General features: G+C 51.9%; 26 protein-coding genes. 14 read left to right on the forward strand and 12 right to left on the reverse strand.

The features are described from left to right. Positions 1–470: 470 nt before the first annotated feature. The gene (locus tag J3P35_RS19685; RefSeq protein ID WP_210466459.1) at positions 471–2,798 is read right to left on the reverse strand and encodes a penicillin-binding protein 1A; all 2,328 of its coding nucleotides are present in this window, start codon (positions 2,796–2,798) and stop codon (positions 471–473) included. 421 nt (positions 2,799–3,219) lie between these two features. Next, a complete protein-coding gene (locus tag J3P35_RS19690) occupies positions 3,220–4,185 on the reverse strand; it encodes an N-acetylmuramoyl-L-alanine amidase (RefSeq protein ID WP_246850372.1) in 966 nt (321 codons plus the stop codon). Positions 4,186–4,441: 256 nt separating this feature from the next. Between J3P35_RS19690 and J3P35_RS19695 the strand changes: the two genes are divergently transcribed. The 4 genes from J3P35_RS19695 to J3P35_RS19710 all read left to right on the forward strand — a co-directional run bounded on the left by J3P35_RS19695 (position 4,442) and on the right by J3P35_RS19710 (position 8,079). Continuing rightward, positions 4,442–5,068: a DJ-1/PfpI family protein gene (locus J3P35_RS19695; RefSeq protein WP_210466460.1), complete on the forward strand. Its 627-nt coding sequence runs from the start codon at positions 4,442–4,444 to the stop codon at positions 5,066–5,068. Between the two features lie 547 nt (positions 5,069–5,615). Continuing rightward, positions 5,616–6,215: a hypothetical protein gene (locus J3P35_RS19700; RefSeq protein WP_210466461.1), complete on the forward strand. Its 600-nt coding sequence runs from the start codon at positions 5,616–5,618 to the stop codon at positions 6,213–6,215. A 79-nt stretch (positions 6,216–6,294) separates the two neighbouring features. Beyond that, positions 6,295–6,810 (forward strand): nuclear transport factor 2 family protein, encoded by a 516-nt coding sequence (locus J3P35_RS19705; protein WP_210466462.1) that lies wholly within the window; start codon positions 6,295–6,297, stop codon positions 6,808–6,810. 180 nt (positions 6,811–6,990) lie between these two features. Next, entirely contained in the window at positions 6,991–8,079 is a 1,089-nt protein-coding gene (locus J3P35_RS19710) for a mechanosensitive ion channel family protein (protein ID WP_210466463.1), read from the forward strand. A gap of 63 nt (positions 8,080–8,142) precedes the next feature. On the opposite strand, the gene J3P35_RS19715 is transcribed toward J3P35_RS19710, so the two are convergent. Next, positions 8,143–8,568 carry a hypothetical protein gene (locus J3P35_RS19715; protein ID WP_210466464.1) on the reverse strand — a complete coding sequence of 142 codons (426 nt, stop codon included), beginning with the start codon at positions 8,566–8,568 and terminating at the stop codon, positions 8,143–8,145. A gap of 198 nt (positions 8,569–8,766) precedes the next feature. Between J3P35_RS19715 and J3P35_RS19720 the strand changes: the two genes are divergently transcribed. The 3 genes from J3P35_RS19720 (at position 8,767) to J3P35_RS19730 (ending at position 10,209) form a co-directional block, all read left to right on the forward strand. After that, entirely contained in the window at positions 8,767–9,000 is a 234-nt protein-coding gene (locus tag J3P35_RS19720; RefSeq protein WP_210466816.1) for a hypothetical protein, read from the forward strand. Positions 9,001–9,028: 28 nt separating this feature from the next. Next, positions 9,029–9,712 (forward strand): penicillin-binding transpeptidase domain-containing protein, encoded by a 684-nt coding sequence (locus J3P35_RS19725; RefSeq protein ID WP_246850375.1) that lies wholly within the window; start codon positions 9,029–9,031, stop codon positions 9,710–9,712. Between the two features lie 71 nt (positions 9,713–9,783). Beyond that, positions 9,784–10,209 (forward strand): VOC family protein, encoded by a 426-nt coding sequence (locus tag J3P35_RS19730; RefSeq protein ID WP_246850377.1) that lies wholly within the window; start codon positions 9,784–9,786, stop codon positions 10,207–10,209. Positions 10,210–10,256: 47 nt separating this feature from the next. Here the strand turns inward: J3P35_RS19730 and J3P35_RS19735 are convergent, their stop codons facing one another. From J3P35_RS19735 to cmoA, 7 genes are all read right to left on the reverse strand, one after another. After that, positions 10,257–10,466 carry an alkylphosphonate utilization protein gene (locus J3P35_RS19735; RefSeq protein WP_123127635.1) on the reverse strand — a complete coding sequence of 70 codons (210 nt, stop codon included), beginning with the start codon at positions 10,464–10,466 and terminating at the stop codon, positions 10,257–10,259. A gap of 157 nt (positions 10,467–10,623) precedes the next feature. Next, positions 10,624–11,505 carry an aldose 1-epimerase family protein gene (locus tag J3P35_RS19740; protein ID WP_210466466.1) on the reverse strand — a complete coding sequence of 294 codons (882 nt, stop codon included), beginning with the start codon at positions 11,503–11,505 and terminating at the stop codon, positions 10,624–10,626. A 15-nt stretch (positions 11,506–11,520) separates the two neighbouring features. Continuing rightward, positions 11,521–12,036 carry an AAA family ATPase gene (locus tag J3P35_RS19745; RefSeq protein ID WP_210466467.1) on the reverse strand — a complete coding sequence of 172 codons (516 nt, stop codon included), beginning with the start codon at positions 12,034–12,036 and terminating at the stop codon, positions 11,521–11,523. Between the two features lie 179 nt (positions 12,037–12,215). After that, positions 12,216–12,968, reverse strand: a complete 753-nt coding sequence (locus tag J3P35_RS19750; protein WP_210466468.1) for a DUF2490 domain-containing protein — start codon at positions 12,966–12,968, stop codon at positions 12,216–12,218. Positions 12,969–13,200: 232 nt separating this feature from the next. Next, positions 13,201–14,067: a phosphatase PAP2 family protein gene (locus J3P35_RS19755; RefSeq protein ID WP_210466469.1), complete on the reverse strand. Its 867-nt coding sequence runs from the start codon at positions 14,065–14,067 to the stop codon at positions 13,201–13,203. A gap of 200 nt (positions 14,068–14,267) precedes the next feature. Beyond that, complete coding sequence (locus J3P35_RS19760; RefSeq protein WP_317195409.1) at positions 14,268–14,954, reverse strand: methyltransferase family protein; 687 nt, start codon at positions 14,952–14,954, stop codon at positions 14,268–14,270. 39 nt (positions 14,955–14,993) lie between these two features. Continuing rightward, the gene (cmoA, locus tag J3P35_RS19765) at positions 14,994–15,752 is read right to left on the reverse strand and encodes a carboxy-S-adenosyl-L-methionine synthase CmoA (protein ID WP_210466471.1); all 759 of its coding nucleotides are present in this window, start codon (positions 15,750–15,752) and stop codon (positions 14,994–14,996) included. Positions 15,753–16,170: 418 nt separating this feature from the next. On the opposite strand from cmoA, the gene J3P35_RS19770 reads away from it, so the two are divergent. Both J3P35_RS19770 and J3P35_RS19775 read left to right on the forward strand, forming a co-directional pair. After that, positions 16,171–16,848: a response regulator transcription factor gene (locus J3P35_RS19770; RefSeq protein WP_210466472.1), complete on the forward strand. Its 678-nt coding sequence runs from the start codon at positions 16,171–16,173 to the stop codon at positions 16,846–16,848. Further along, positions 16,845–18,107: a sensor histidine kinase gene (locus J3P35_RS19775; RefSeq protein WP_210466473.1), complete on the forward strand. Its 1,263-nt coding sequence runs from the start codon at positions 16,845–16,847 to the stop codon at positions 18,105–18,107. Before J3P35_RS19770 ends, J3P35_RS19775 begins: the two co-directional genes overlap by 4 nt. Before the next feature lie 867 nt (positions 18,108–18,974). On the opposite strand, the gene J3P35_RS19780 is transcribed toward J3P35_RS19775, so the two are convergent. Together J3P35_RS19780 and pnuC are read right to left on the reverse strand one after the other, a co-directional pair. Beyond that, the gene (locus tag J3P35_RS19780; RefSeq protein ID WP_210466474.1) at positions 18,975–19,355 is read right to left on the reverse strand and encodes a hypothetical protein; all 381 of its coding nucleotides are present in this window, start codon (positions 19,353–19,355) and stop codon (positions 18,975–18,977) included. A gap of 109 nt (positions 19,356–19,464) precedes the next feature. Beyond that, the gene (gene pnuC / locus J3P35_RS19785) at positions 19,465–20,061 is read right to left on the reverse strand and encodes a nicotinamide riboside transporter PnuC (RefSeq protein ID WP_246850380.1); all 597 of its coding nucleotides are present in this window, start codon (positions 20,059–20,061) and stop codon (positions 19,465–19,467) included. 192 nt (positions 20,062–20,253) lie between these two features. On the opposite strand from pnuC, the gene J3P35_RS19790 reads away from it, so the two are divergent. The 5 genes from J3P35_RS19790 (at position 20,254) to J3P35_RS19810 (ending at position 25,778) form a co-directional block, all read left to right on the forward strand. Further along, positions 20,254–20,574, forward strand: coding sequence for a rhodanese-like domain-containing protein (locus J3P35_RS19790; protein WP_210466476.1), 321 nt, complete (start codon positions 20,254–20,256; stop codon positions 20,572–20,574). A gap of 137 nt (positions 20,575–20,711) precedes the next feature. Continuing rightward, positions 20,712–22,181, forward strand: a complete 1,470-nt coding sequence (gene guaB / locus J3P35_RS19795; RefSeq protein WP_210466477.1) for an IMP dehydrogenase — start codon at positions 20,712–20,714, stop codon at positions 22,179–22,181. Positions 22,182–22,937: 756 nt separating this feature from the next. Further along, a complete protein-coding gene (locus tag J3P35_RS19800; protein ID WP_210466478.1) occupies positions 22,938–25,016 on the forward strand; it encodes a PP2C family protein-serine/threonine phosphatase in 2,079 nt (692 codons plus the stop codon). A gap of 20 nt (positions 25,017–25,036) precedes the next feature. Continuing rightward, positions 25,037–25,375 carry an STAS domain-containing protein gene (locus J3P35_RS19805; RefSeq protein WP_062544051.1) on the forward strand — a complete coding sequence of 113 codons (339 nt, stop codon included), beginning with the start codon at positions 25,037–25,039 and terminating at the stop codon, positions 25,373–25,375. Continuing rightward, positions 25,368–25,778, forward strand: coding sequence for an ATP-binding protein (locus J3P35_RS19810; RefSeq protein ID WP_210466479.1), 411 nt, complete (start codon positions 25,368–25,370; stop codon positions 25,776–25,778). The genes J3P35_RS19805 and J3P35_RS19810 overlap by 8 nt, the downstream gene beginning before the upstream one ends. The last annotated feature ends 78 nt before the right edge of the window (positions 25,779–25,856 follow it).

The following is a 25,856-nucleotide window of genomic DNA, read 5'->3' on the forward strand; positions in this document are numbered from 1 at the left end:
AAAGGCTTGGCGGCTTGAGGAAGGATGCAGGCTTACTCGTTTGGGAGAGGTGGATGGAATAGGAGTCGGGCTACAAACCAGCGCGTGAAGAGACATACAGAATTCTCTATCCCAGAAGACGAGGATAAAAGCGTTTTCAGTCTGAAATAACAAAAACAAGGCAAAAACGGCTTATGGCTTAATGGCTCCTGCCTTTAGCTTGATTCTCATCTGACCACTCGCAGGTAATTCTTTCCTCCCTCCCGTACTTTGGTAATGGCTGCCCCGGAGGGTAGAAAACAGCATCGCTTACCATCAGCGGCATTTACCAAAGCATCTGAACACAACTTTTTGACACCATAGAAGAAACAAAGCTTTTACAGGCACCAAACCTGCCTTAAAGCCGAAAGCCCCACAGGAAAGCGTATGGTCTTTCCTGTGGGGCTTTCGGCATTCTTCCTTAAGTCTTCTAAAGCCTAAGCCAGGGTCGCTTAAAACTGAGAGGAGATACTATCATTCAGCTGCTCCAGCATGGTGTCTACGGCAGTGGTATCTACCACTTTTGGTCTGCGGGGAGGCGCTGGCGTGATGCAGTTATAAGTCTTGTTGATTTTCACTTTGGGTTTAGGGAAAGTCCCCAGCTTAACTCCCAGGTTAGGATCACGGTACACCTTCTCCATGAACCGGCCAAAAATGGGCAGCGCGGTTTTAGAGCCTTCACCCGTAGCCGAGGTCCGGAAGTGGATACTGCGGTCTTCCCCTCCTACCCAAACGCCTGTTACCAAGTCTTTGGTCACGCCCATGTACCAGCCGTCTGAGTGATTGGAGGTGGTTCCGGTTTTACCGCCAATCTGGTTTCCTTTTTTCCAGAGGTCGTACTCCCATAAGGCCTGTGAGGTACCGCCCGGTTCTTCCATGGTGCCTTTGAGCATGTGCACCATCAGGAAAGCGGTTTCTTCTGAGATCACCCGCTTCTGCTGCGGATTGAACTGCTCCACCACGTTGCCGTTGCGGTCTTCTATGCGCATCACCAGCATGGGTTTGTTCAGGAAGCCGTTGTTCACAAAAGTGCTGTAGGCATTCACCATTTCATAGATGCTCACGTCTGATGAACCCAAACCAATGGAAGGCACCGCCTCCAGCGGGCTTGTGATCCCCAGCTGGCGGGCGAATCTACGCACGGTCTCCCAGCCAATGGCCTCGGTCAGTTGCGCAGTCACGGTATTGATGGACCGGCCCATGGCATGGCGCAGGGTCATGTTCTGCCCGGAAATGGAGTAGCTGGCGTTATGCGGGGTCCACTCCATGGGTTTGCCGTTCTCTACGTATTTAATGGTCACGCGCTTGTCCTGAATCCTGTCGCAGGGTGAGTAACCTCCATCAATGGCGGCGGCGTACACAAAAGGCTTAAACGTGGAACCCGGCTGGCGCTTGGCCTGCTTTACGTGGTCGTATTTAAAGTTCTCGTAGTCAATACCGCCCACCCAGGCCTTGATGTGCCCGGTGAAAGGATCCATGGTCATCATGCCGGCCCGCAGAAAACGCTTGTAATACCGCAGCGAGTCCATAGAGCTCATGGTCATCTCTTTAGGCCCTTTCCAGCTGAAGACCGTCATTTTCTTGGGCGTATTCAGTTCCCGGTTAATAGAAACGGTATCGTCTTCGTATTTGGCTTTCAAAGACGCGTACACGCCGGTGCGCTTGATGGCATTCTCAATGAAGCCCGGAATCTCATTGTTCTGGTCATCTACCCACGGGTTTTTCCCACGCCAGTGACCTTCAAACCGGTTCTGCAAGGTCTTCATCTTCTCCTGCAGGGCTTCCTCGGCCAGGCGCTGCATGCGTGAGTCAATGGTGAGGTAGATCTTGAGGCCATCGGCGTAGATGTCCAGTTCCTTTTCCTCGGCCCAGTTGCGCACAAACTCGTTCACCGCCTGCCGGTAATAGGCCGGAACTCCGTCCAGGTGCTGTTCCACGTGGTATTTCAACTCAATTGGAAGTTGGGACAAAGAATCTGCCTCGGCCTGGGTGATTACCTGGTTACGGGCCATCTGCTGCAGCACCACATTACGGCGGGCCACTGCGTTCTTGGGGTTGAACCGTGGGTTGTAGGTAGTGGGCGCTTTCAGCACACCCACCAGCATGGCGGCTTCCTCGGGTTTCAGCTTGTCTGGCGTGGTAGAGAAGAAGGTCTTAGCGGCCACCTTGATCCCGAAGGCGTTGCTCCCGAAATCAACGGTATTCAGGTACATGCCCAGGATCTCGTCTTTGGTGTAGCGCTGCTCCAGTTTAATGGAGGTATTCCACTCCTTGGTTTTGGCCACCACCGTAGACACCAGCGGCACGTGCCCCAAAATGCCTTTGGTGTTCTTGGTACGCGTTTTATAGAGGTTTTTGGCTAACTGCTGGGTAAGCGTGGAGGCCCCGCGGGAATCACCTTTGAGGTTGTCTTTCACGGCCGCCAGCACTGAGATAGGGTCAATGCCCTGGTGCTCATAGAAACGCTCATCCTCAGTAGCCACCAGCGCTTTCACCATCACGGGTGCAATGCTGTCATACGGCACCAGGTCGCGGTTCTCCCGGAAATACCGGCCCACCAGCAAACCATCTGACGTATAGATCTCAGAAGGCAGGTTGTTTCTTGGGTTCTCCAGGTCGTCCAGCCCCGGTGATTCCCCAAACAGGTACAACAGGTTCAGGTCAACGGCAACAAAGTAAAGGACGATGAACAATACCCCGAAGACGAAGGTCTTCCAGAGGGTTCTGATCCATTTATGGTATTTGGTACGCGGGGGTTTTATCTTTTTTATTTCTGGCATGCGGCTATTCACGGGCGCAAAACCCGCTTTCTCAAAAACGCCCAAAGTTACGGGAAAGTGTTGGCTTTCCCGAAGTTGTGCACTTGTTTAGGCGCTCTTTTCTGAGAAACAGGTTAAAAACGGCAACTCCATGAGCCACAGGAGCAAATCTCTGCGCCAATATAAGGTTTTTCTTCGCAATACCCAGATACACAGGCATTCTGCTTCCTTCTTTCTCTTTGGCTTTTACCCTCTCTCCTTGTTCTGTCCCCTGACAGACTAACCCGGCAAAAGCTGCTCGTAAGGTTCACTTTCCGGTCTGTCAGGGAACAGATCGAGGAGACTTTTTAAGATAGGATAGTTCTGCTTTACCTCTTTAAAAGTATCAGAGGAATAAAAACCGACTTAATTCTCGGACCTATTCCAACTTAGGCTAAGGCTTTTACTCCAGGCTCTTTTTATAGAGATGGTACAGCACCTTTTTGTCATCGTCGGTGAGGATGCCGTTCACTTCCTTCTGCACGAAATGCAGCTTAAAAGCCTTGATGGCCGCGTCCAGGTTCTTAACATCGTAACCAATGATGCGGAGGGCATCTTTGGGCTGGAAGGAAAGTGGAATAGTGTCTACCTCCACCACCACACCGGGAGGAACTATGGTCACGGGCGCCGAGATACTGTCTTTGGCAATGGCCATGCTATCTGCAGTTACGACCGTGGAATCCTGGTAAGGCGGGATAATGGATTCAAATACCGAGTTGCGCACCTTCTCCTCATCGTACCACATCCCAAAACCGGCCTCGGCGAGCTTCTTCCAGGGGAAAGTTGGATTGGGATCTACCTTGCGGCTGGGCGCGATGTCTGAGTGCCCGATGAAGTTGGCAGCCGGAATACCGTGGGTTTTCTTAAGGATAGCCAACACCTGCAAGAGGCTGTTGATCTGCGCCTCGGCGAAGGGCTCAGAACCGTTGTTATCCAGCTCAATCCCGATGGAGGAAGAGTTGAGGTCTGAGTTATTGCCCCACTTGCCCGCGCCGCCGTGCCAAGCCCGCAGATAGTCACTGAGCATGTGGTACACCTTGCCGTCGCGGCCAATCACGTAATGGGCGCTCACCTGGGTTCTGGCCAAAGTAAAGGTCTTCAGCGTCTGCTCCGTAGAGTTCTGCGCCGTATGGTGAATCACCACGAAGTTGGGTTTCCGGAGGTTGAAGTTGGTGGTTCCTACCCACTGGTCTCCCTGCATGAGGCTATCCTCTCCGGGATTGGTGACCGGCGTGGCGCGCAGGGTTTTGGCAAAGGCCTTCGCCTGCTTCTTATAGATCTTGTTGGTAGCGGCGTAAGGATTGCTGGAGCAACCGGCCAAAACCATCGACAGAAAAACAGGGAAGCAAAGCAGGGCAGTACGTTTCATAGGACAGGTCATTTACCAGGCCAAAGATGCTAAAATTTCCCTTCGCCCGAAAAGGGAGGAGCCATTCAACTGCAGGCTAAGAAAGATCACATCTTAACCCGGAACATCTAAAAATGCTATCAAACCCATATAACTTCTTGACTATTAACCTAATTCTCCGCAACTTCATAAGAGCGAGCCGCTGGTAGAAGTAGCAATTGACTGGCCGGTTAACAGAACCGGCAATGTTTTTCTTTTATCCTTAACGCATCATCCTATGGAAAACAAAAAGAAAATCCTGTTCCTCACCGGCGATTTCGCCGAGGATTACGAGACCATGGTTCCCTTCCAGATGTTGCTCATGGTGGGGTATGACGTACACGCCGTGTGCCCCGGCAAAAAGAAAGGCGACACCATCAAAACCGCCATCCATGATTTTGAGGGCGACCAGACCTACACCGAGAAACCCGGCCATAACTTTCAACTAAACTACGCTTTCGCGGATGTCAACCCTGAGGACTACGCCGGACTGGTGATTGCCGGAGGCCGCGCGCCCGAGTACCTGCGCCTGAACCAGCGCGTGCTGAAGGTGGTGCAGCATTTCATGGAGAAAGACAAACCGTTGGCCGCAGTTTGCCACGGCATCCAGATCCTGACCGCTGCCCGCGTGGTGGAAGGACGCCGCCTCACCGCCTATCCGGCCGTTGGGCCAGAAGTGAGTCTGGCCGGCGGCACCTTTGTTCCGGTAGAGGCCACCGAAGCCGTGGTAGACGGCAACCTGGTCACCTCCCCTGCCTGGCCCGGCCATCCCGCCTTTATCCGGGAGTTCCTCAAAGTAATGGGCGTCACCATTGACCTTAATGCCGGTTCCCGCGCCACCACTTCCGTGGAATACCTGACTTAAGGAGTACCTGGCTTAAGCAGAATTGCAAAACCTGTTTCGAGGCTGATTTCCGATTATTAGCCCCGAAACAGGTTTCCCTTTACGAACAAGACGATATTTTTTTCCTCCCTTATCTCAGGCTATTTCATTCTGCCTGTAAGTCCCCTGATCATTGATTCCCCTGGTTCAAGTATTTTTCTGATTAAGTTTTGCCCTGATGCAAGTCTTTGGTTTCCTGGCCAAAATTTTTGGTTTCTCTGGTTTAAGTTTTCAACTTGGACCTACGATGGGCTGAAGGTTTCAACTTCAGTGAGGCGCAAGCCTCAAACTGGCTTTGCAGACGTGAACACTATGGCCCCTTTTTCAGTCGATTCTCTTGATTCTTTCAGGCTTTTCTTCCAGCTGCCAATAAGCAAACCAGCCCCAATCGTCCTTCTATATAAACCCTAAGCCAATGCTCATTTCAGGCCCAGTTTCTGAAAAACACCTTAAAAACAGCCTCCCAGTGTTTACCTCAAACCCTTAAAAGAGTATCTTAGGCGGGTCAACCGCGCTTATCTTTCCTGTTATGGATTTACCTTCTATTCAATTAACCCACGAATTTGAGCCCATTCCGCCCGATTTCCACTGCGGAGCATCGGGGCAGCCGTTCCAGACCTGCATCGCCTGCGAGCGCCACCTGCTGCAAGACGGCGTGAGTTACCTGGTAGAAAAAGCAGTGCGCTTTTATCCCCAGGACGGTGTGCTGGATACCGTGCTGGAATATGCCATGTGCGTGCCTTGTGCCCAGCAGATGCGGGAAGAGCTGTCTGTAGAATCCAGAAGTAAGATTGACGCCTATTTTTCTGAGCATGTGGACCTGGTGGCCCGTCGCGAGGCCCTGCTTTCTTTACCCAACCCCTTAAGACTGGAAAACTGGCTCTCGCACTGCATCGTGACGGGTACGCCCCGCGAAGCCTGCAAAGAATACCAAATCTACGCCCAGTGCGAAGGCAAGGACCTCTTATACACTTACATGCCGTACATGATCAGCGGCGAGGCGATGGAGGAAATCCAGCGGCTGATCTCGCCGCATACCCGCCAAATCTTGGACGACTTCATGGACACGCACTTCGGGCTGCCACCCGAGCTCAGGGCCCTGCTCCAGGACCGGTTGATCCTTATATAAAAAGAAAAACGTATTTTGCTCTGGCCTTCTCAAGGCCTTTGCTTTTGTAAACAGAGCCTATCGTAACCACACACCTTCTATGCGCGCCCTCCTTTTGCTTTCTTTCTGCCTCCTGCTCAGCGGGTCGGCCTTTGCCCAGACCAAAAAAGCCACGCCTGCTAAGCCCTCAGCCGATGCGAAAGCTGTAGAGGCAGCCGTGGTGCGTTTCTTTGACGGCATGCGGGCCGGCGACAGCACTATGTCCCGCTCGGTATTGGCGCCCAATGCCCGGCTGTTCTCAGTAGGCGCCGGCAAAGACGGCAAGGTCCTGCCCCGCGAGACACCCATGGACAAGTTTGTGCAGATGATTGCGCAGCCCCATCCGCAGGTGTTGGATGAGCGCATCTGGGATGTGAAAGTGAACATTGACGGAGACTTGGCTACCCTTTGGTGCGAGTATGCTTTCTATGCCGGAGACACCTTCAGCCACTGCGGCGTGGATGCCTTCCAACTATACCGCTCTCCCGAAGGCTGGAAAATCTTCACCATCACAGACACCCGCCGCAAAGAAAACTGCGACCTCAAAGCCGCCCAAGCAGCCAAAACCAAACCGTAATCTGTTTCTTTTCTGAGATCGCACGGCGCTCCATTCCCAGGTCTACTGGAGATGGAATGCCTCAGCGCGTTCATGGTCCTAGTATAACTACTGTCCGAGGGTTGCACGTATACCCTGGTTATTGTTTTACTATCTGCGGCCTGGCGTAAGTTGGGCGGCCGTGCACCCCCAGCTGAAGAAATGAACAGATTATTAAACCAGACCTACTACCACAACAGCGTTTTTGATTATCTCTTCGCCTTAGGAGTCATCATTATTGGGTTGCTGCTCCTCAGGTCCGTGAAGCACATCTTTTTTCGGAAAATCAGGAAATGGGTCAAAGGCACCAGAACCCACCTGGACGATCTGCTGGTGGAAGGTGTGGACCGATTCCTGCTCCCGGCCCTCTACTTTGCTGTTATCCACGCCGGCATCAGCTATCTTACCTTATCTGAGAAAGCCCAGAACGTGCTGGGAGTAGTGACCACCATGGTGATCACTTTCCTGTTTGTGCGCCTGATCTCCACCACTATTCTCATGCTGCTCAGGTCTTATGTAAGAAAGCAAGAGCGCGGCGAGGAGAAGGTGAAGCAGTTGGGCGGGCTCATGCTCATCATCAACGCGGTGATCTGGATGGTGGGCCTGCTCTTCCTGTTTGACAACATGGGCTACAACGTGACCACCATCATCACGGGTCTGGGGATTGGGGGTATCGCCATTGCGCTGGCGGCGCAGAACATCCTGGGTGACGTGTTCAACTACTTCGTGATTTTCTTTGACCGCCCCTTTGAGACCGGCGACTTCATTGTAATTGACGACAAAAGCGGCACCGTGGATTATATAGGTATCAAAACCACGCGGGTGAAAAGCCTCTCGGGGGAGCTGCTGGTATTTGCCAACAGTGACTTGACCAAATCACGCATCCATAACTACAAACAGATGCTTAGGCGGCGCGTGGTGTTCAAGCTTGGAATCACCTACCAGACCTCGCTGGAGACTATGAAAATCATTCCCGGGTTGCTGGAAGACATTGTGAAAGCACAGGACCCCGTTGAGTTTGACCGCGCCCACTTTATGAGTTACGGAGACTCCAGCCTAGACTACGAGGTGGTTTACTATGTCCTGAGCGATTCCTACAACAAGTACATGGACATTCAGCAGAACATCAACTTCAGGATCTATGAGGAGTTCCAGAACCGCGGCATTGAGTTTGCCTACCCTACCCGCACACTCTTCCTGGTGAACGAAGAAACCGAGACGGCAGACGCGCCCATGGCCCGGCAACGGTAAGCGTGTTTATGTTTAGGCTGTGTTTTCTAATAAACGCAGGCAAAAACGCTAGGGCTAAACGGCTTAGTTGTTCGCTTTTAGCTGACAGGCTTTAAGCCAGGCCAGCGCCTCCGGACGGGAGTTGAAGGCACAGAACTCCAGTTGGCGCCCTATTTTGCTCACCTGCATAACCTGACCAGCGGTTTCACCATAAGAATGCTCGTGGGCTACGTGGGCCAGATAACGGAGTCCGGCTTGCATGGCCCGGGGCAACCAATCCTTTTCCAGCCAGGCTACGGCATCGGCCCAGGGACCGGTCAGCTCACTGTTGTCGTTCAGTTTGTAGGGGCATTTGGTTTGCTCCAGCAACTCAAGCCCAATTTCGCAGGCCTTGCGCAGGTCATTCTGAGAGGCATACCCGTACCATTTGGTGTCTATGATGTTCAGCTCAGGGTTGTGCTCTACCACGTAGTAGACTCTGTCAAATGAGTTTTTAGCTTCACGCTGCATGGCACTGGGATTTGGAGCCAGAAAAGATGGAAAGGAAGACATCTGCAATATTTAAACAAAAGTAAGTTTTTATTTACGATTTTCAAGGAAGCCCTGCGCTTAGCCACCCTGCCCTACCCGCAAGAAATTCTATTCTCTGGCTTTCTACCCTGTTTACCCTGAGAACCTGCTGCGGTGTCAATTGTTTTCTGTAAACTCATGAAAAGGAGAAAGCTGCCGGCAGACATCTTTCTAAGCTTAGGCCTGGGCAAGGCATTGCCAGAAGAAAAGGAAGCTCAATCTACCCGAAACCAGATATTTAAAGTAAACTTGGCAGGAAAATCTGAACTGCCTCTATTTGATTTACTTTATGAAGCATCTGTTTGCCTGTGGTCTGTATTTTCTTTTTCTACCCTTCATAAGTTTTGGCCAGAACCTGCAGCAGCCGTTTAAAGATTGCGGCCTGGAAGGCAGTTTCACTTTGTATGACCTCAAACAGAACCGCTGGACTTACAGCCACCCAAAGGATGCGAAACGGGCCACCCTGCCGGCTTCCACCTTCAAAATTTTGAATTCTCTTATTCTGCTGGAGGAGAAAGCGGTACGGGATGAAAATGAAGTATTGAAATGGGATGGTCAGCAGCGGAGCGTGCCGGCCTGGAACGCCGATACGGACATGAAGCACGCCTTCACCAACTCAACGGTCTGGTTCTATGTGCGCCTGGCCCAGCAGATTGGTTTGAACAAATACCGAAACTATCTACAGCGCTGCGGCTACGGCAACGACAAGTTCAACGGTGCCCAAGGCGCCGATTTCTGGAACTACGGTGATTTTGCCATCTCACCCAAGACACAAATCCAGTTCCTGCAGAAGCTTTACCAGGAGAAGCTGCCTTTCTCCAGGGAGAACATCCATAAAGTGAAGCAGATGATGGTGGCAGAAGAAACACCGGCATACACCCTCAGAGCCAAAACCGGCCTGACCAGCCACAACGGAAGAAACATTGGCTGGTATGTGGGCTACGTGGAGACCAAAGGCAACGTCTACTTCTTCGCCACCCGGCTGCACAAAGACGTGCAGACCCAAAACGAGAATTTCGCCACCTGCCGGAAGACTGTCACCCGGAAGCTCCTGCAACAATTGGGCATCTTACCCGCTCCCTGATTTAAGCGTGTTTTGGTTAAAACAGCCCGTAAACGATCCTTACTTACCTATCAATAAACCCTTTAACAAAGATGCAACCCAGAATCACCCTGATCACCTTAGGCGTATCCAGCGTGGCGGCGGCCACCCAGTTCTATGAATCCGTTTTCGGGTGGAATCGCACTTCTGCCAGCCAGGAAGGCATCACGTTTTTCCAGCTCAACGGTTTGCAATTGGCGCTTTTTCCTACGGTGGAGCTGGCCAAAGATGCCCACGTATCTGCTGAAGGAACCGGCTTCAAAGGGTTCAGCCTGGCGCATAACCTGCGCAGCGAAGAGGAGGTAGATGCGCTTTTCCAGGAACTGGCGGACAAAAACGTCACGATTTTGAAACACCCCGAGAAGGTGTTCTGGGGCGGCTACAGCGGCTATTTCTCTGACCCAGACGGGCACCTTTGGGAAGTAGCCTATAACCCGTTTCTCCCGCTGGATGAGCAGGGCAATGCAGTGCTGCAATAGGCTTTATAAAACACGAAAGGCGCCCGTGGACGCCTTTTGTGTTTCTTTTATACTTTCTTCAGGAAGCACGTTTTCAAAACCATAACGGTTCTCTCCACGCGGCCTTCAATCTCTTCGGCGTCATCGGTGAGCCTGATTTTCTTTACTACCGTGCCTCTTTTGATGGTGGTGGAGGAGCCTTTCACCTTCAGGTCTTTGATTACCGTGACAGAGTCGCCCTCGTTGAGCAGGGTGCCGTTGCTATCTTTTACTTCCATTTTGCTTTGCCTTTGAATGAAACCAGCCTGCTTTCTGTTGGGCAGCCGGCCAGGCACAAAGCTACCTGCATTTCCAGCCGTTTCCAACCTTCCCAAATCGCGAAACAGAGCTTCCAGCGTTTCAAGTCTGTTCTGCGAAAAACAGCCCTGAAACAGACTAGCCTACGCTGATGGTATAGGAAGCTTCAAAGGTTTCGTTCGTACCCAAAGACTGCATGCCTTCTTTTTCGCTGAGTTCAATAGGCTGCCCCGAAGTGCCGGCAATGCCGTACCAGGGCTCAATGCACAGGAATGGCGCGCCCACGCGTTTGGTCCAGATACCCAGGTAAGGGAAATTAGCGAACTGCATCTGCACGAAGTGTGGGTGACGGTCGGTTTTGAGGGTCACGCGCTCTGACTTGAACGCTTTGAACACCATGGCGTCTTTCTCATAGTGCTCGTAGCGGAGCGGCAACACGGCCATGTTGTCCAGCACGGGCTCAGTCTGGCCATTCTGCAGCCCAGTGCCATCTTCCAGCAGGTAGCGCGACAGCAACTCGGGTTGGGAGAACTCCAGGTAATAGTCTTCAAAAGCGCCTCCCTCCTGCATGGGCACATTGAAAGCCGGGTGCGCCCCAATGGAGAACAACATCTCGCCCTCGCCGACATGGTGCACCTGCCAGGTCACATCCAGGGTCTGGCCCTGCAAGGTGTAGACGATGCGCAACACAAAGTCAAAGGGGTAAACTTTCCGGCTTTCTTCCGAGGACTTGAGTTCATACACCAACCTGTCCTGCCCCTCCTCTACCAACTCAAACTCCTGGTCTCTGGCGAACCCGTGCTGAGGCAAACTGTAGGTTTTACCCTGGTGCAGGTACTGGTCTTGCGGCAGGCGGCCCACAATTGGGAAAAGCACCGGCGCATGGCGGTTCCAGAAGGCGGCATCGGCTTGCCAGATGTACTCGCGGTTTGCGTCTTTCTTTACCAGGCTGCATAGCTCGGCGCCTGCGGTTTTCACGCCCACGCGCACGTATTCGTTTTCCAGGAAGGTAGTTTTCATAGCTGAGGATTGGGGTTAGGGATGAAGCACCTTGTCTACCGCCTTTATGGCATTTTGGAGGCGCTCCTCGGCGGAGCCGGATATCTCTACGTAAGGCACGCCCATCTGGTCCAGCTCACGTTTGTACCAGTCATGGAAAAATTGGCGCAGGTGCGGATGCTCGCGCTGCGGATCTGGGGTCCAGGGCAGGTCTATGTCCAGGAGCAGGTACAGGTCTACGTTCTGCCGCCGCAGGTTCTCCAGGATGAAGGAAGAGCAGATGTCATAAGAATGCTCAGACCAGATTTTGAGCACCAGCAACTCAGTGTCCAGGAAGAGCAGCTCCGGACTTTTGGCTTCCTCTTCTTGCCAGAGCGCCAGCTGCCCGCGGGCGATGGCTTCCAGGTCGGGGGCTGCGTAGGGCCTTTCCAATTGGTCCAAGTAAGTGCGGGCATACTCGGGCACCCAGGGCGCGTTGTAGTGCTGCGCCAGTTGCGCCGACAAGGTTGATTTTCCGGTGCTCTCCGGGCCGGTGATCGCGATCTTTACCAAACTGCTGCGGTTTAGGATAAACAGTTTCGGGGCCGGTTTTCAGAAATCGGCCCCGAAAATGTTTTACAAATGAATGTACAGAATATATACGCTTGCCTACCCTTCTCTGGTTAAACCCTCTTCATTTCAGGAAAGGGATACTCACGATGGAGCCGGGTTGGCAGCGATAAGATGATGGTTTATTGGGCGGCAGTAGTCTGTTTCCGGAAATCCAGGTTATAGGTAAGGCCTACCTGCAGGGTGTGGTTATTTTCAAACCATACGCCGTTGCGCTGGGCCACGTGCTGGTGCATGTAACCAACCTCCAGCATGGCGTCTTTATGGAAACGGTAACCCAGGGCGGCGTACGCACGGTTCTGGTCAAAGATGTTGTTGGTCACGTTGGGCCCGAAATTCACGAACACCTCGTCATACAAGCCCAGGTAGAATTCCTTGTCTTCCAGCGTTGGGCCCGCCAGTGGAATATTGGTGCGGAACTGGTACCGCACACGGTTCATGTAAGTGTAGTCTTCGGCGCCGGCAAACTTGATCCAGCGCTGCTCTAACCTAAAACGGTGCTGCAAGCCAAAAATGCCCTGCTGGTCTTTCAACTGCAATTGCTGATAGGTGCGGTGCTCGGGGAAGTCATCGGCGGCGGGGTTGTCACCGTACGGATAGGTGTGTACGTAGGCGTACCCGGCCGCTATGGAGGCGCGATCAGACAGATTGTACACCATGGCTACGCGGGGCATCACCTGCTGCGGATCTGAGACCACGTGGTAGCGCCGCAACTGGAACTCGGTGTGCAAGCTCCATTTATCAGTGAGCTTGTGCGTGCCGTAATACATAAACCAGCCGTTGTAATTGGTGTCATGGCGGCGGTTGTTCTGCGCGGCAACCTCTGAAAGGCTGAGCGTGAGCAGGAGCAGAAGTACAGGGAATAATTTTTTCATGGGGATATTGGGGATGTTGGGGATTGCCGGGCTAACCCGGATGATTTATTTAGATAAGGGTGCAAATCAAAAACTAAAATCTGATTACGCCCAATCAGCCTAGTTGTTTTCGGGTTATTTTCCAGAAATGAGGTTAAAAACAAAGCAGGTGATGCTGAAAAACAGAAAACCCACTGCAAAAACAGCGGGTTTTCTGGACTAGGATTTTGAAATTTAATTCTGGACGAGCCCGCTAATTGATTAGGGCCTGATATTGTTGGTCTCTTTTCCGGTTTTTATAATCGTCCAGGTTCATGGAGAAAGCGAAGCCCGGCACCCCGTAAATATAGGTAGGCGACAACTGCACAATGGAAGGTTTCCGGCCCCAACGGTTCCGGTGAGACAGGTACGCTAAGTGGGAGGACAGCATGCCTATACCCGCCCCCACAAACACATCAGACTGCCAGTGCTTGTTGTTAAGCATCCGGAAAGCGCCCACGCTGGTGGCAATGGTGTAGGCCCCAATTCCGTACCACGGGCTCTTATGCTTGAGCTCTGAGTTGAGGATAGAAGCCGCCAAAAAGGCCTGGGCCGTGTGGCCCGAGGGCATTGATTGGTCGTTTTCCCCGTTAGGCCGCACCTGGTTGGTGGTTTGCTTGAGCGTGAAAACGGTGAGCCCGAAGATCGCCTCGGCCTTCAGGATCAGGATGCTGGTGTTCAGAAAATCGTTGTTAGACTTTATGTTGAAGAGGTTGGCTGCCGCCAATTCTACATAAGGCGCAATGAGCAAGGGGTTGTCAATGGTGGTATGGAAATTTGGAAAATGCTTCTGAATATCGCGTTTTGCATCCATGCTACTGTAGATACCCCGGTCTCCTATGGTGCTTATGCCATACGCAATAAGAATAGAAGGTATAATAGTGGCTCTGAAAGCCTTAGATTTGAAAAAGGGCTTCTTCTCTGGTGTAGCCACCGAGTCTTGGTACTTTTTCAAGGTATCTTGCGCAACTACCGGAGTCTGGTACTTCTTAAGAGAATCTGCTTCCTGCGCCATCAGCTCATGACTAGTCAGGCCGAAGCACATGGTGAGGGCAAGCCAAATACGTACTATGTTTTTCATATACGGTTCACGGTTGGGGTGAGAAATTAACCTACTGCATATCGTTAGAAAAAAGCAAAGGGTTGCCCTGAACTGCACTTTTTTCTTTAATTCATGATTTCAGGCTAAAAAAAGGCACCAAGCAACCGCGGCGCCCCGCTCCTGCCAGATTCTTTTCAAGCCTGATAACCGTCCCTTCAAAGTCAGTTGAGAAGGCATATTCAATCAGCTACCCACCGGCCAGATTTCTTGAGGTAACGCACCGTAAAGTACACGGTCGCCAACCCCAGAACAATGAAAGCCAATAGCATATTTCTGAGTTGCGGATTAAAGTCCGTAAGCTGTGGGTAGTACAGCAGCAGAATGAGCGTGATGCCCAGAAGCCAGACAAACTGGGTGTTGTATTCTTTCAAAAGCCAGCGTTTGGGCTTGAACTCCATGCTATGGAACGTTTCTCCCAGTCCGTTGGGATTGATGAGCCAGCGGTTCACCCGGGCACAGTACGCGTTGAACGCTGCCCCAAACTTGCCGCGCAGGAAATTCTCCTCGGCCAGCACAATGGCCTGGTAAATGAACAGAAACAGCGGGATGAGCACCGCCATGTACAGCAAAGAATTGGAGAGAATGCCCACACCCACCAGCATGAGGATGTTGCCCACGTACAAAGGGTTGCGGCAATGGTTGAAAATACCCTGGGTCACCAGTTCCTCAGCGTACACTTTCTTGTCTCTCCCGCCCCTGATAATGTACGCTAACCCAATGGTGGCGCCCCTGATGGCCTGTCCGGCTACAGTCACTACCAGCCCCAGACTAATGGGCCAGAGGTAATAATACTCCCCAAAATGCTCCCGCCTGAAAATATCCGGTGAGGGAATAAACAAGGCCAAATACAGAAAAATAAATAGCACATTTCTGTACTTGAAAAAGAAATTACCAATAAAAACCATTTACTTCTTGATTGCGATGAGTCCGGAGAAATTGTACCACTTGAAAAACACCTCGCATTGGGCAAAGCCGGCTTCGCGCAGCATCATGATGTTCTCGCTGAGTTTGTAGGGAATGAGCACGTTTTCCAGTGCCTCGCGCTTCTGCGAGATCTCCATCTCACTGTAGTGGTTGCGCCGTTTGTAGTTGTAGTAGTACTTGATGAAATCACGGTTGTACATGCTGTCCTCGGTGAGGATTTTCTCTACCAAAAGGAGCACGCCGCCGGGCACCAGTCCGTCATAGATTTTCTTCACCAACTTGTCACGGTGGATGGGCCTGATGAACTGCAGCGTAAGGCAGAGCACCACCACTGAGGCGTTCCTGATCTCCAAATTTTCCTGCAGATTGGCCAGTTCCAGACTGTAGGGCCGCACCACGCCCATCTCTTTCAGTTTGGCATCGCACTTGGCCAGCATGTCTACAGAATCGTCCACGCCCACAAACCTGATGTCCGGGGCCATCATGGCATCCATGCCTATCATGGTGGTACCCGTGGAGCAGCCCAGGTCATAGACATTGGTATTTTCCTGGGCGTGGTCGGCGGCCAGTTCGGCAATCATGCGCTGTATCTCGCCGTAGAACGGCACAGACCGGCTTACCATGTCATCAAACACCTTGGCCACCTTTGAGCTGAAAGTAAAGTCTGCGGCTTCCTTGATGTCATCTTTGAAAACCTCGTCGCGGGTTTCCTCCTGGCTTTGTGCTTCTAAATTATCCATTTTACCTACTTTTCTCTTTAAAGCAAATGCTCCTACCACTGCCCGTTCTGGTCGCTGAGGCAAGAAAATGGCCCCAAACAAAACAGGCGCCCAAGCCCTTCCGTTGATTCTTAAAGGAAGCAAGAGAATCTGTAGGAATCCTGTTTTTGAGGTGCCAAAAGAAAATAAAATCAGCCCTTTACCACCATCTCTGCAACATTCTATGTCTTAAACAATTGCAACAGGAAATTGATTGAAATTTGGAATACTGGAGCCAGAATAACACCATCTCATCTGAACCTCAGACTTCTGAAAGTCCTTATTTTGCCTTAACCTTATATTTCTTTGCCAGAATTAGGAAATCGGCCAGAAAACGGCCGCGCCACTGGCTTCAGAATCTCTTCAGAATTGGGTTGTAGCTTGATGTTTTGATCTGAAAATGAAAATACTTCTTGTAGAAGACGAGGCCAACCTGCTCAACACCACTTCCAGTTATCTTCAGAAAGAAGGTTTCGTGTGCGAGGAGGCCCCCACTTTTTCTGCCGCCGAGGAGAAACTGATGCTCTACCAGTATGACCTGCTCATCCTGGACATCACCCTCCCCGACGGCAACGGCCTGTACTTGGTGCCCAAGCTCAAGAAAATGCAGCCAGACACCGGCATCCTCATCATCTCAGCCAAGAACTCCTTAGACGATAAACTTAACGGCCTGGACCTAGGCGCGGACGACTACCTCACCAAGCCTTTTTTCCTGGCCGAGCTCAACTCCCGGATCAACGCTATCCTGCGGCGGCGCAAGTTCAGCGGCTCCACTTCAGTGGTGTTCAACGAGATTGAGGTGGTGCCCAATGCCATGGTGGCCCGGGTACACGGCCAGGCGCTGGACCTCACCAAAAAGGAGTATGATCTGTTGCTTTATTTCCTCACGAACAAGCAGCGCGTGCTCTCCCGCGAGAACATAGCCGAGCACATCTGGGGGGACCTCTCCGGCTCCGCCGATAACTTTGACTTTATCTACACCCACATCAAGAACCTACGCCGCAAAATAGTGCAGGCCGGGGGCACAGATTACCTACAGACAGTGTACGGGGTGGGCTACAAATTCGCGGCTCCATGAGGCTCCTGCAGAAGTTAAACCGCACCTACATTTTCTTCTCCTCACTGTTGTTTCTGGTGGCGGGCATCCTGCTGTACTTCTTCCTGACGGCTAACATAGATTATGAAGCCGAAGAGCAGCTCCTGAACACCGAGCGGCGCATTGCCCGGCAACTGACCCGTGGCCAGACGCCCACCAAATTGTTTCCGGTGCTGGAGGTAACCCAACTTGCGGCACACCAGCCCCAACGCCTCACTATCACAGACACCACTATGTTTGACCAGGTGGAAGGCGAGGAAGAAACCTTTAGACAAGTACGCTCCGTCCGGAATATCAACGGGCACTCCTACGCCATTGTGCTCCGGCAAATGGTGGTGCAGCATTCAGAGTACATCATGACCATTGGCTGCATTCTGGTGCTGGTAATGGGATTGTTGCTGGTGTGCCTAACCATGATGAACCGCAGCATTCACCGCACGGTATGGCAGTCTTTCTATAATACGCTGGAAACGGTGAAGAGCTTCTCGGTACACCAACCCGGCCCGCTGCAGCTACAAGAATCGGCTATCCAGGAGTTCCAGGAAATGCATACCGCGCTGGCCCGGCTCACGGAGAAGGCCCGCCTGGATTACCTGGCCCTAAAAGAATTCTCTGAGAACGCCTCGCATGAGATGCAGACCCCACTGGCCGTTTTGCAGAACAAGCTGGACGAACTGCTGCAGGACCCTGCCTTAAGTGAACTGCAGGCGCGTCACATCCAGACTGCTGGCGCGGCCGTGCAGAAACTCTCCAAACTAAACCAGACGCTGCTGCTGCTCACCAAAATTGAGAACCGACAGTTCATCCACACCGAGGCCATCTGCGTGACTGCTTTCCTGCGCCGGCAACTTGACTTGCTGGAAGACTTTATCCTGGAAAAAGAGCTGCAGGTGACTTTGGAAGAAGTGGTTGCCCTCAGGGTCTCGGCCAACCCTGCGCTGGTAGACGTCCTGCTCTCCAACCTGCTCAGCAACGCCATTAAGCACAACAACCCGCAAGGTTTCATCTCCATTGAGGTGCAGAAGAACAGGCTACTAATCTCCAACTCCGGCAAGCCGCTGCCCTACGCGCCGTCACTGCTGTTTGAGCGGTTCAGCAAAGCAGACGCCTCCTCTTCCTCCTTGGGTTTGGGCCTGGCCATTGTGCGCACCATTTGCCATCTCTACGCCTGGGATGTAAAATACCACGTGCAGAAAGACCGCCATTCCCTGGAAATCATCTTCCCGGAAACATTAGCCTAAGCAGCCGTTCTCCTTTTCCCTTTTTTAGGGTATTTTCTTTAAAACACCTTGTAACTGGAAAGCCGCCGCCCTGAGCCAAAAAGAAAACCCGAGGCCAATGGCCCCGGGTTTTCTGCAGATACTATCTAAATAGCCGCCTTTTCCCCGGCGGCAAGGGTAAAACTTTTAAGCCCAGCTTTAGGCCCGATTTGCAGAAAACAGCCGCAAAACTGCTGCTTCCAATGCAACTCCTGCCACTGCACCTTAACGAATTTGGGCCTTCTGGTATCCAGATCTATCCTTCTGCAGGTGCTGGGACTTACGCCCTGAAAAAGCAAGCGAAAACAGTCTGGCCTCATGAAGAAGATACCATGACAGACTTAACTAGTTCTCCTCTCATGGACCTGGCTCTGTTTCCGCGTGCTTTCTTTTCTGGCAGCGGCACTTAGTTCATGAGAGGTTAGCGGGGCAGATGACATTGCACCTGCGGGAGTATCCCCATAGCTCCGGCTCCCACCAACCTCTGTTTCTTTCCGTATAAGACCTGCTTTTCGGAAAACAGGCCCTAAACGATGAATTCTTAATAATGAAAATCCTTCTTTAACCGGTAAATCTGTTGCAGTGCTGGTGATAGCTGCCTTCTGGATGTTGAGTGCGGATCGCCTGCGGATTAAAGATTCATTTAAAAGAGCTCAGGACTGCTTTCTGAAGAAATGAAATCTAGCCCGGCAACTCTCATAGAAGCTCAACCGGTAAAAGCATTAAACCTAAATTACACCGACCTCAGGTGGGTAAACCCAAAGAAAACAGATCAGCCTGGATATGATTTTTCCGGGCAAAGCTCTTTAGAAGCACGCAACGGGTGTCAGTAAAAAAAAGGATTTTGGCCTATAGCCTGTAACTGTGGTACCGCATGTAGAGCGGCAGATGCGCTGCCGTAGCAACCGCTGAACCATACTCCCGGTCTGAAGCCGATGGCCACTGTGTAAAAGATAAACCAGAGAAGAAGGCTGAGGCTGGTTCGCCCACTGGAGAATCAAAACCGGGCGCATGCGTAACTGTCTCTTCCTCAGAAAAAGACTCATTCAGCACCGCCTGTTTAAAGACGAAAAGCAGTTCCTCAGAAGCAGCAGCCCTAAGGCAAGCTTCAACATGCTGGGAGGGGCTTTCTACCACTGCTTCGCCCATTGATGCGGCACACGCCTGCCCACCTACTACCGGAAGGGTAGCGATAAGCACAAGCAGGTACCGGATAAATAATTGCATCATGGGGACTCAGATGATAGACAGACCAAATGTAGGAGGAAAAAACTTACATAAGCAAATGAAAATGTGATTTTTTTACTATTTAGGCAAAATAACCTTTGAAGCAGTCCGCTCACCCCATGGATGGCGAGGGCACCTTCTCCTCCTGAATCCGCTGCAGGTCTTTCTTCCAGTCTACGTAGCCCCACCACGCCAGCGCCAGGTACAGGAAGTACAACACAGCCGTTGGGTAGAGTTCTTTGTACAGATAGATGGGCACGTACACGGCGTCCACCACAATCCAGATAAGCCAGTTCTCCAGTTTCTTCCGGCTCATGAGCCATTGGGCACCCAGGCTCACCGCGGTGGTGGCGGCATCCCAGTAAGCCAGGTCGGCGTCGGTGTTGGTGTGCAGGTAGGTGCCTAAGCCCAGGGTGAACAAGGGTACAAACAGCAACAGCCACATCCACTGCCGGGAAGTCATGCGGGAGACCGGCCGCTCCTCACGTTGGTTTCCTTTGTACAGCCACATGTACCAGCCGTAGAAGTTGAGCCCCGCAAACATCACCTGCAAGCCCATATCGGCGTAGAGCCGGGCCTCATAGAAAATCACGATGTACAGCGTTACACTGATGAGCGCTATGGGGAAGGTCCAGATGTTCTGCCAGGCGGCCAACCAAACGCACAGCAAACCCGTGATCACGCCCACAATCTCAGTAACTGTAGCCAAATCCCATTGGCTTGGGGAGAGAAGTTCCATAAAGAGTCATTGCCATCGTCCCCGTTTAAGGCCTGCTTTCAGGGAAATGGGCCTTAAACGCGGACGGTCTTTCATGTAAAGTGCACAAAAATAGAAGCCTGCCGGTTGGTTTACGTGCCTGACGGATATTATTGCCAAATTATTTAGCCCTATCTTTGACGCATGCTCCCAGAGATTACGCCCCAGCAACTGAAAGAACGTTTAGACCGCCAGGAACCGTTACAGCTCATTGATGTGCGCGAACCGGCAGAATGGGCCATCTGCAATCTGGGTGGCGAACTGATCCCGCTCGCTGACATCCCCAAAGCCGCCCCTACCCTGGACAAGGAGACTCCCACGGTGCTCATTTGCCACCATGGTTTCCGGAGTGCCCAGGCCCTAATGTTCCTTCAGCAGCGCCACGGCTTCACCAACCTGCTCAATCTTAAAGGCGGTGTGCATGCCTGGGCTGAGGATGTAGACCCGGCTTTTCCGGTATACTAAACCATACCGCTTTTGGCCTCTTTTCAGGGAGTAAGGCACAAAACGGCCCCTGCCTAAAAGAAAGTTTTCCGTCACACACTAGGATATTCAACTTTTCCCTTAATTTTACGTGGCAAATACCATATACGCTATTTGCCATGCAGTTTCACGCTCCCAATCTGTTGTTCGAAGCCCTGACTTACGACGACGTTCTGCTATTACCCGCCTACTCAGAGGTACTCCCAAAAGATACTAATACTTCCACCCAGCTTACCCGCAACATCCGGGTGAACATTCCTATTGTGTCGGCGGCCATGGATACCGTGACCGAGGCAGACATGGCCATTGCCATGGCGCAGGAAGGCGGAATAGGTTTCATCCACAAAAACATGAGCATCAAGCAGCAAGCCGAGCAGGTGCGCAAGGTGAAACGCTCTGAGAGCGGCATGATCCTGGACCCGGTGACCCTGGATGAGCACGCCACTTTGGGTGAGGCTGTTCAGATCATGAAGGAGCACCGCATAGGAGGTATTCCTATTGTGTCTGAAGACAAGAAACTGGTGGGCATCATCACCAACCGTGACCTTCGGTTCGAGAAAAACTACTCGGTGAAGGTTTCCGAGATCATGACCAAAGACCGCCTGGTAACCGCCCCCAGAGGCATTGAACTGGACAAGGCCGAGGACATCCTCCAGGAATATAAAATAGAGAAACTTCCGGTCATTGACGAAAAAGGCGTACTGGTAGGCTTGATCACCTACAAGGACATTCTCAAGAGAAAACACCGCCCTTACGCCTGCAAAGACGAGTTCGGCCGGTTACGCGTAGGTGCTGCCGTGGGAGTTACCCCAGACGTACTGGACCGCGTAGGCGCCCTGGTGGAAGCCGGCGTAGACGTGATCAGCGTGGACACCGCTCACGGCCACTCTAAAGGCGTGATGGACGCGGTACGCAGAATCAAAGACGCTTTCCCTAATGTGGACCTCATTGCCGGCAACGTGGCTACCGCTGAAGGTGCCCGTGCCCTGGCAGACTCCGGCGCCGATGCCGTGAAAGTGGGCGTTGGCCCTGGCTCCATCTGTACCACCCGCATCATCGCCGGGATTGGCGTTCCGCAGCTTTCAGCGGTGATTGAAGCTGTGAAAGGCCTGGAAGGAACCGGCGTACCGGTCATCGCCGATGGCGGGATCAAGTTCTCCGGAGATCTGGTGAAAGCCATCGCGGGCGGGGCCAGCACCATCATGATCGGTTCACTCCTGGCCGGTACCGAGGAAGCTCCCGGCGACATGCAGATCTACGAAGGCCGTAAGTTCAAGACCTACCGAGGCATGGGTTCCATTGAGGCCATGGGCGAAGGCTCCAAAGACCGTTATTTCCAGGATGCAGAGGACGATGTGAAGAAACTGGTGCCTGAAGGCATTGTGGGCCGCGTGCCGTACAAAGGCCTGGCCGGTGAGGTGCTGTACCAACTGGTAGGCGGCCTCAAAGCCGGAATGGGCTACTGCGGCGCCCCGGACATTGACACCCTCAAGAAAGCCAAGATGGTGAAAATCACCGGAGCCGGTCTCCGCGAAAGCCATCCGCATGACGTTCAGATCACCCGCGAGGCTCCTAACTACAGCCGTTAACTTGTAGAAAAGCCTCTCCGGCAATTAATAAATCTTTCCTGTTTTGCTCTGTCCATCCGTTTGGGCAGAGCAAAATTCGTTTATGGAGAAGGGTTACACATGAAAAGAGCACTTCTGTTAACAGCCTGTTTTTAAGAAAACCCACTAAAACAGGTTTTCCCTGGGAGTTGAAAGCCTGTCCACTGGCGCAAGTGCATTACCTACCAAGGCGCGCTTCTTCCATCTCACATATCACAGTCTGCTGCTGCAAATCTTGCATTGTTCAGTTTAGGATTTGAGCTCTCGTTAAAAGGGATGATATACGCAGAATGGAAAAGTCCATAAACCAACCATTGACATCACCACCTCCGGCGATCTTTAGCTTAATTTCAGAGACTATTTTGCTATCCTACTCTCCAGAAGCTCTCCCGGCTCCTGTTTTTCCAATATTCTCCTCACCAAACTTTTCGATCAATCGCTTAAAAATCAATATTTTATACACAAATAACAAAATAGGTAGTCACAAACCTTTCATCCTGCCACCTTCTGGTGAATCATTGTCTTAGATTTAGCGTTTCCTATATAGATTTACCCTATGCTGAATTATCTATTTCCTTTATTCAAAGGCAACCTTTTGTCTTTCAGCCGGATGCATTCACCCCGGAAATATGGCAAAAGTGCTGCATGAAGAACATAAGTTTTTTTTAGTTACTTTTAAGAAATTCTCGTATTCACCCACAGCCATTACATAACCATCACCCGCAGGCAATCTCTCCAATGCCCCAAGACAAAACCATTAAACAGTTGTGCTTTTTAACCGGAAGTGTAAGCTGGGTCTTGCTATTGGTGAACGTGTTGTTTTTGGCCCGGCAAGGGTTTATGGGCGAAGCCAACGCGGCTACCCCGTACCTGAACAACGTGCTGTCGGTGGTGTTCATCCTTTCCGTTTTCCTGCACCAGCGCACGCACGTGCCAATCCAGCGGAGCGCAGAGTTCACTTCTCCGCTTTGGGGCCTGTTTGTGAAAGGCGGCCTGGGCGCGTACGTCTGCCTGCTCCTCCACATAGGGTACCCAGGGCTGAACCAATATTGGGTGAACAGCCCTTACCTGCTGGATATCTTCTACCAGGTTTTCTTTGGGTTTCTGGTGTATTTTCTGGGCAAGGCTTTCTACACCTGGCGGCAGTTCATCCTCTACCACAAAACCAAGGATGTCCAGAGCCAGTGGAAGTGGTTTGAGATTTTGGTCTATCTCAGCCTTTTAGTGCCCCTGCTCAACGTGCAGTACATGAGCCACGTTTTCCTGATCCTGGACCTGGGCCTTTTGCTTGCCTACAGCCTGTACATGAGCGTGCACCAACGGTGGGTGGCTTTCCTCACCCTTGACAAGAAATGGAGCTGTATTTTCCTGCTCACGGCGGTACTGGCCTCTGGGGTGCTGTTCGCCAACTTCCTGTTCGTCTACGCCGATTCCCCAGAGCTGGAAGTGGACTACACAGACAACCCGTTCATCCTGCTGACCCTGGCTTTCGCGTTTCTGTACGCCCTGGTTTCTTTGCTGGTGGCACTGTTCAGTTTACCCACGTCCCGGGTTTTTGAGCAGAGAAACGCCGACTTACTGAGCTTCCAGCGCCTGAGCCATACCATTCAGCAGGGCCAGAGCGAGGATGAGGTGTACAAAATGCTGTTTGAGAGTGCCGTGAAAGCCACCGGGGCAGATGCCGCCTGGCTGGAAATAAATGAGACCACCCACGTTGACACCTCTGAATTTACCGGTAACCCCATTGACACCCAGGTGCAGGAGGCAGTAAAGGCCTTGATGGAAAACGTGCAGGAGCAGGACAGTTCAACCCCGGACAGCGTGTACGTGAACGGCGACCTGAACCTGCTGCCCGAGTTTAAAAGCCTGCCCAGCCTTTACAACTCCCTGCTGGTGGTGCCGCTGGTGTCGGCCAAACGGCGCTACGGCGTGCTATACTTGCTGCTGGAAGTAGAACAGGGCTTTGACCCTGACTCTATCAGCGTGGTGCAGTCCTTCGCGAACCAGACGGTATTGACCATTGAGAACCTGCGGCTCATGCAGGAATCCTTGCAGAATGAGCGCTACAAAGAGGAACTCAAGATCGCAAGCCTGGTGCAGGACCGCCTCAACCCCAAGAAATTCCCCACTGATACCTGGTTTGAGATCAGCACCTACGCCCAGGCGGCCAAAGAAGTGGGCGGCGACTTCTATGATTACCTGCAACTAAGCAAATCCCGCATCGCCATTATCATTGGTGACGTATCTGGGAAAGGAATCTCGGCGGCGTTCCACATGGCGCAGATGAAAGGCATTTTCCACGGCCTCATGCAGCAGGACTTGCTGCCGGATGAGTTCATGATCCAGGCCAACAGTGCCCTGAGCCGCTGCCTGGAGCGCACCTCTTTTATCACGTCATCTCTGTATATCATTGATTATGAGATGCAGGGCGTTTCCTTTGCCCGGGCGGGCCATTGCCATACCCTTTACTACAACTCTATGATAGAAGATACGTTCTATTTCCAGACAGAGGGATTGGGTTTGGGCATTATCAGGGACGCCTCTTACGCCAAGCGCATCCACCGGCTGCACTATGATTATAACCCCGGCGATGTGATGGTGATTTACACCGATGGCATTGTGGAGGCCCGTAACTCCCGCCAGGAGGAGTACGGCGAGGAGCGCCTGAAATACATGCTTTCCCAGACATATCATTTAGAGGCCGAGGACATCAAAAGCGCTATCATCAACGATGTCAGCGACTTCAGCAATGATATCCTCTATGATGACCAAACCCTGCTTGTGATCAAGTTCAAACCGCGTCAACCTATTAATTAGATGATTCGTAAAGAAGCACGATGAAAATAAAACATACTATCACAGACAACACCATCACCATCAGTTTAGATGGTGAGTTAGACGCCAGCTCCTCCGTGTTATTGGACGAAGAGCTCTCCAACCCCAGCATCATGATGTTTGGCAAGATCCTGGTGGACTGCAAAAACCTCAACTACATTTCCTCGGCCGGTTTAGGCGTGTTCATCTCGCACTTGCAGCGTTTTGAAGATGCTCAGATCAAGCTTATTTTCTTCAACATGCAGGAGAAAGTACGTAACGTGTTCGAGATTTTGGGGCTGGACCTGCTCATGACCATCGTCTCTTCCTATGAAGAAGCCGTGACCATTGCCAATGACTAATAAGATCCGGGTCAGTTGTGACAGGAAGAACCTTAAAATTATCCGCACCTTTGTGACGGATACCCTCTCTCCTGTCCACTTGTCTGAGATCACGTTAAACCAGATCATCCTGGCCGTAGACGAGATCTGCGCCAACCTGATCATCCACTCCAACAAGGAAGACAGCCAGAAAAACCTCTGCCTCACCATCAGGTATGATGACCGGGAAATTGTTTTTGAGCTGGAAGACAACGGCACCCCCTTTGTGCAGGCCAACTACAAAGCGCCTAACATCCATGACAACATAAAGGCGGGTAAAAAGGGGGGCGTGGGCGTGGCCCTGGTGAACCGGATCATGGACAAGGTAGAATACAGTGTGAAGGGGTCAACCAATATCTGCCGCATGCACAAACTCCTGGTGTAGGCACAGGACTATATTTTTCCCAAGCCGCACAATAAAAACCGTTTTTGGCCTGTTTTAAGCAAAATATGCCAAAAACGG

This window comes from Rufibacter roseolus (assembly GCF_017916365.1).
Classification (GTDB): domain Bacteria; phylum Bacteroidota; class Bacteroidia; order Cytophagales; family Hymenobacteraceae; genus Nibribacter; species Nibribacter roseolus.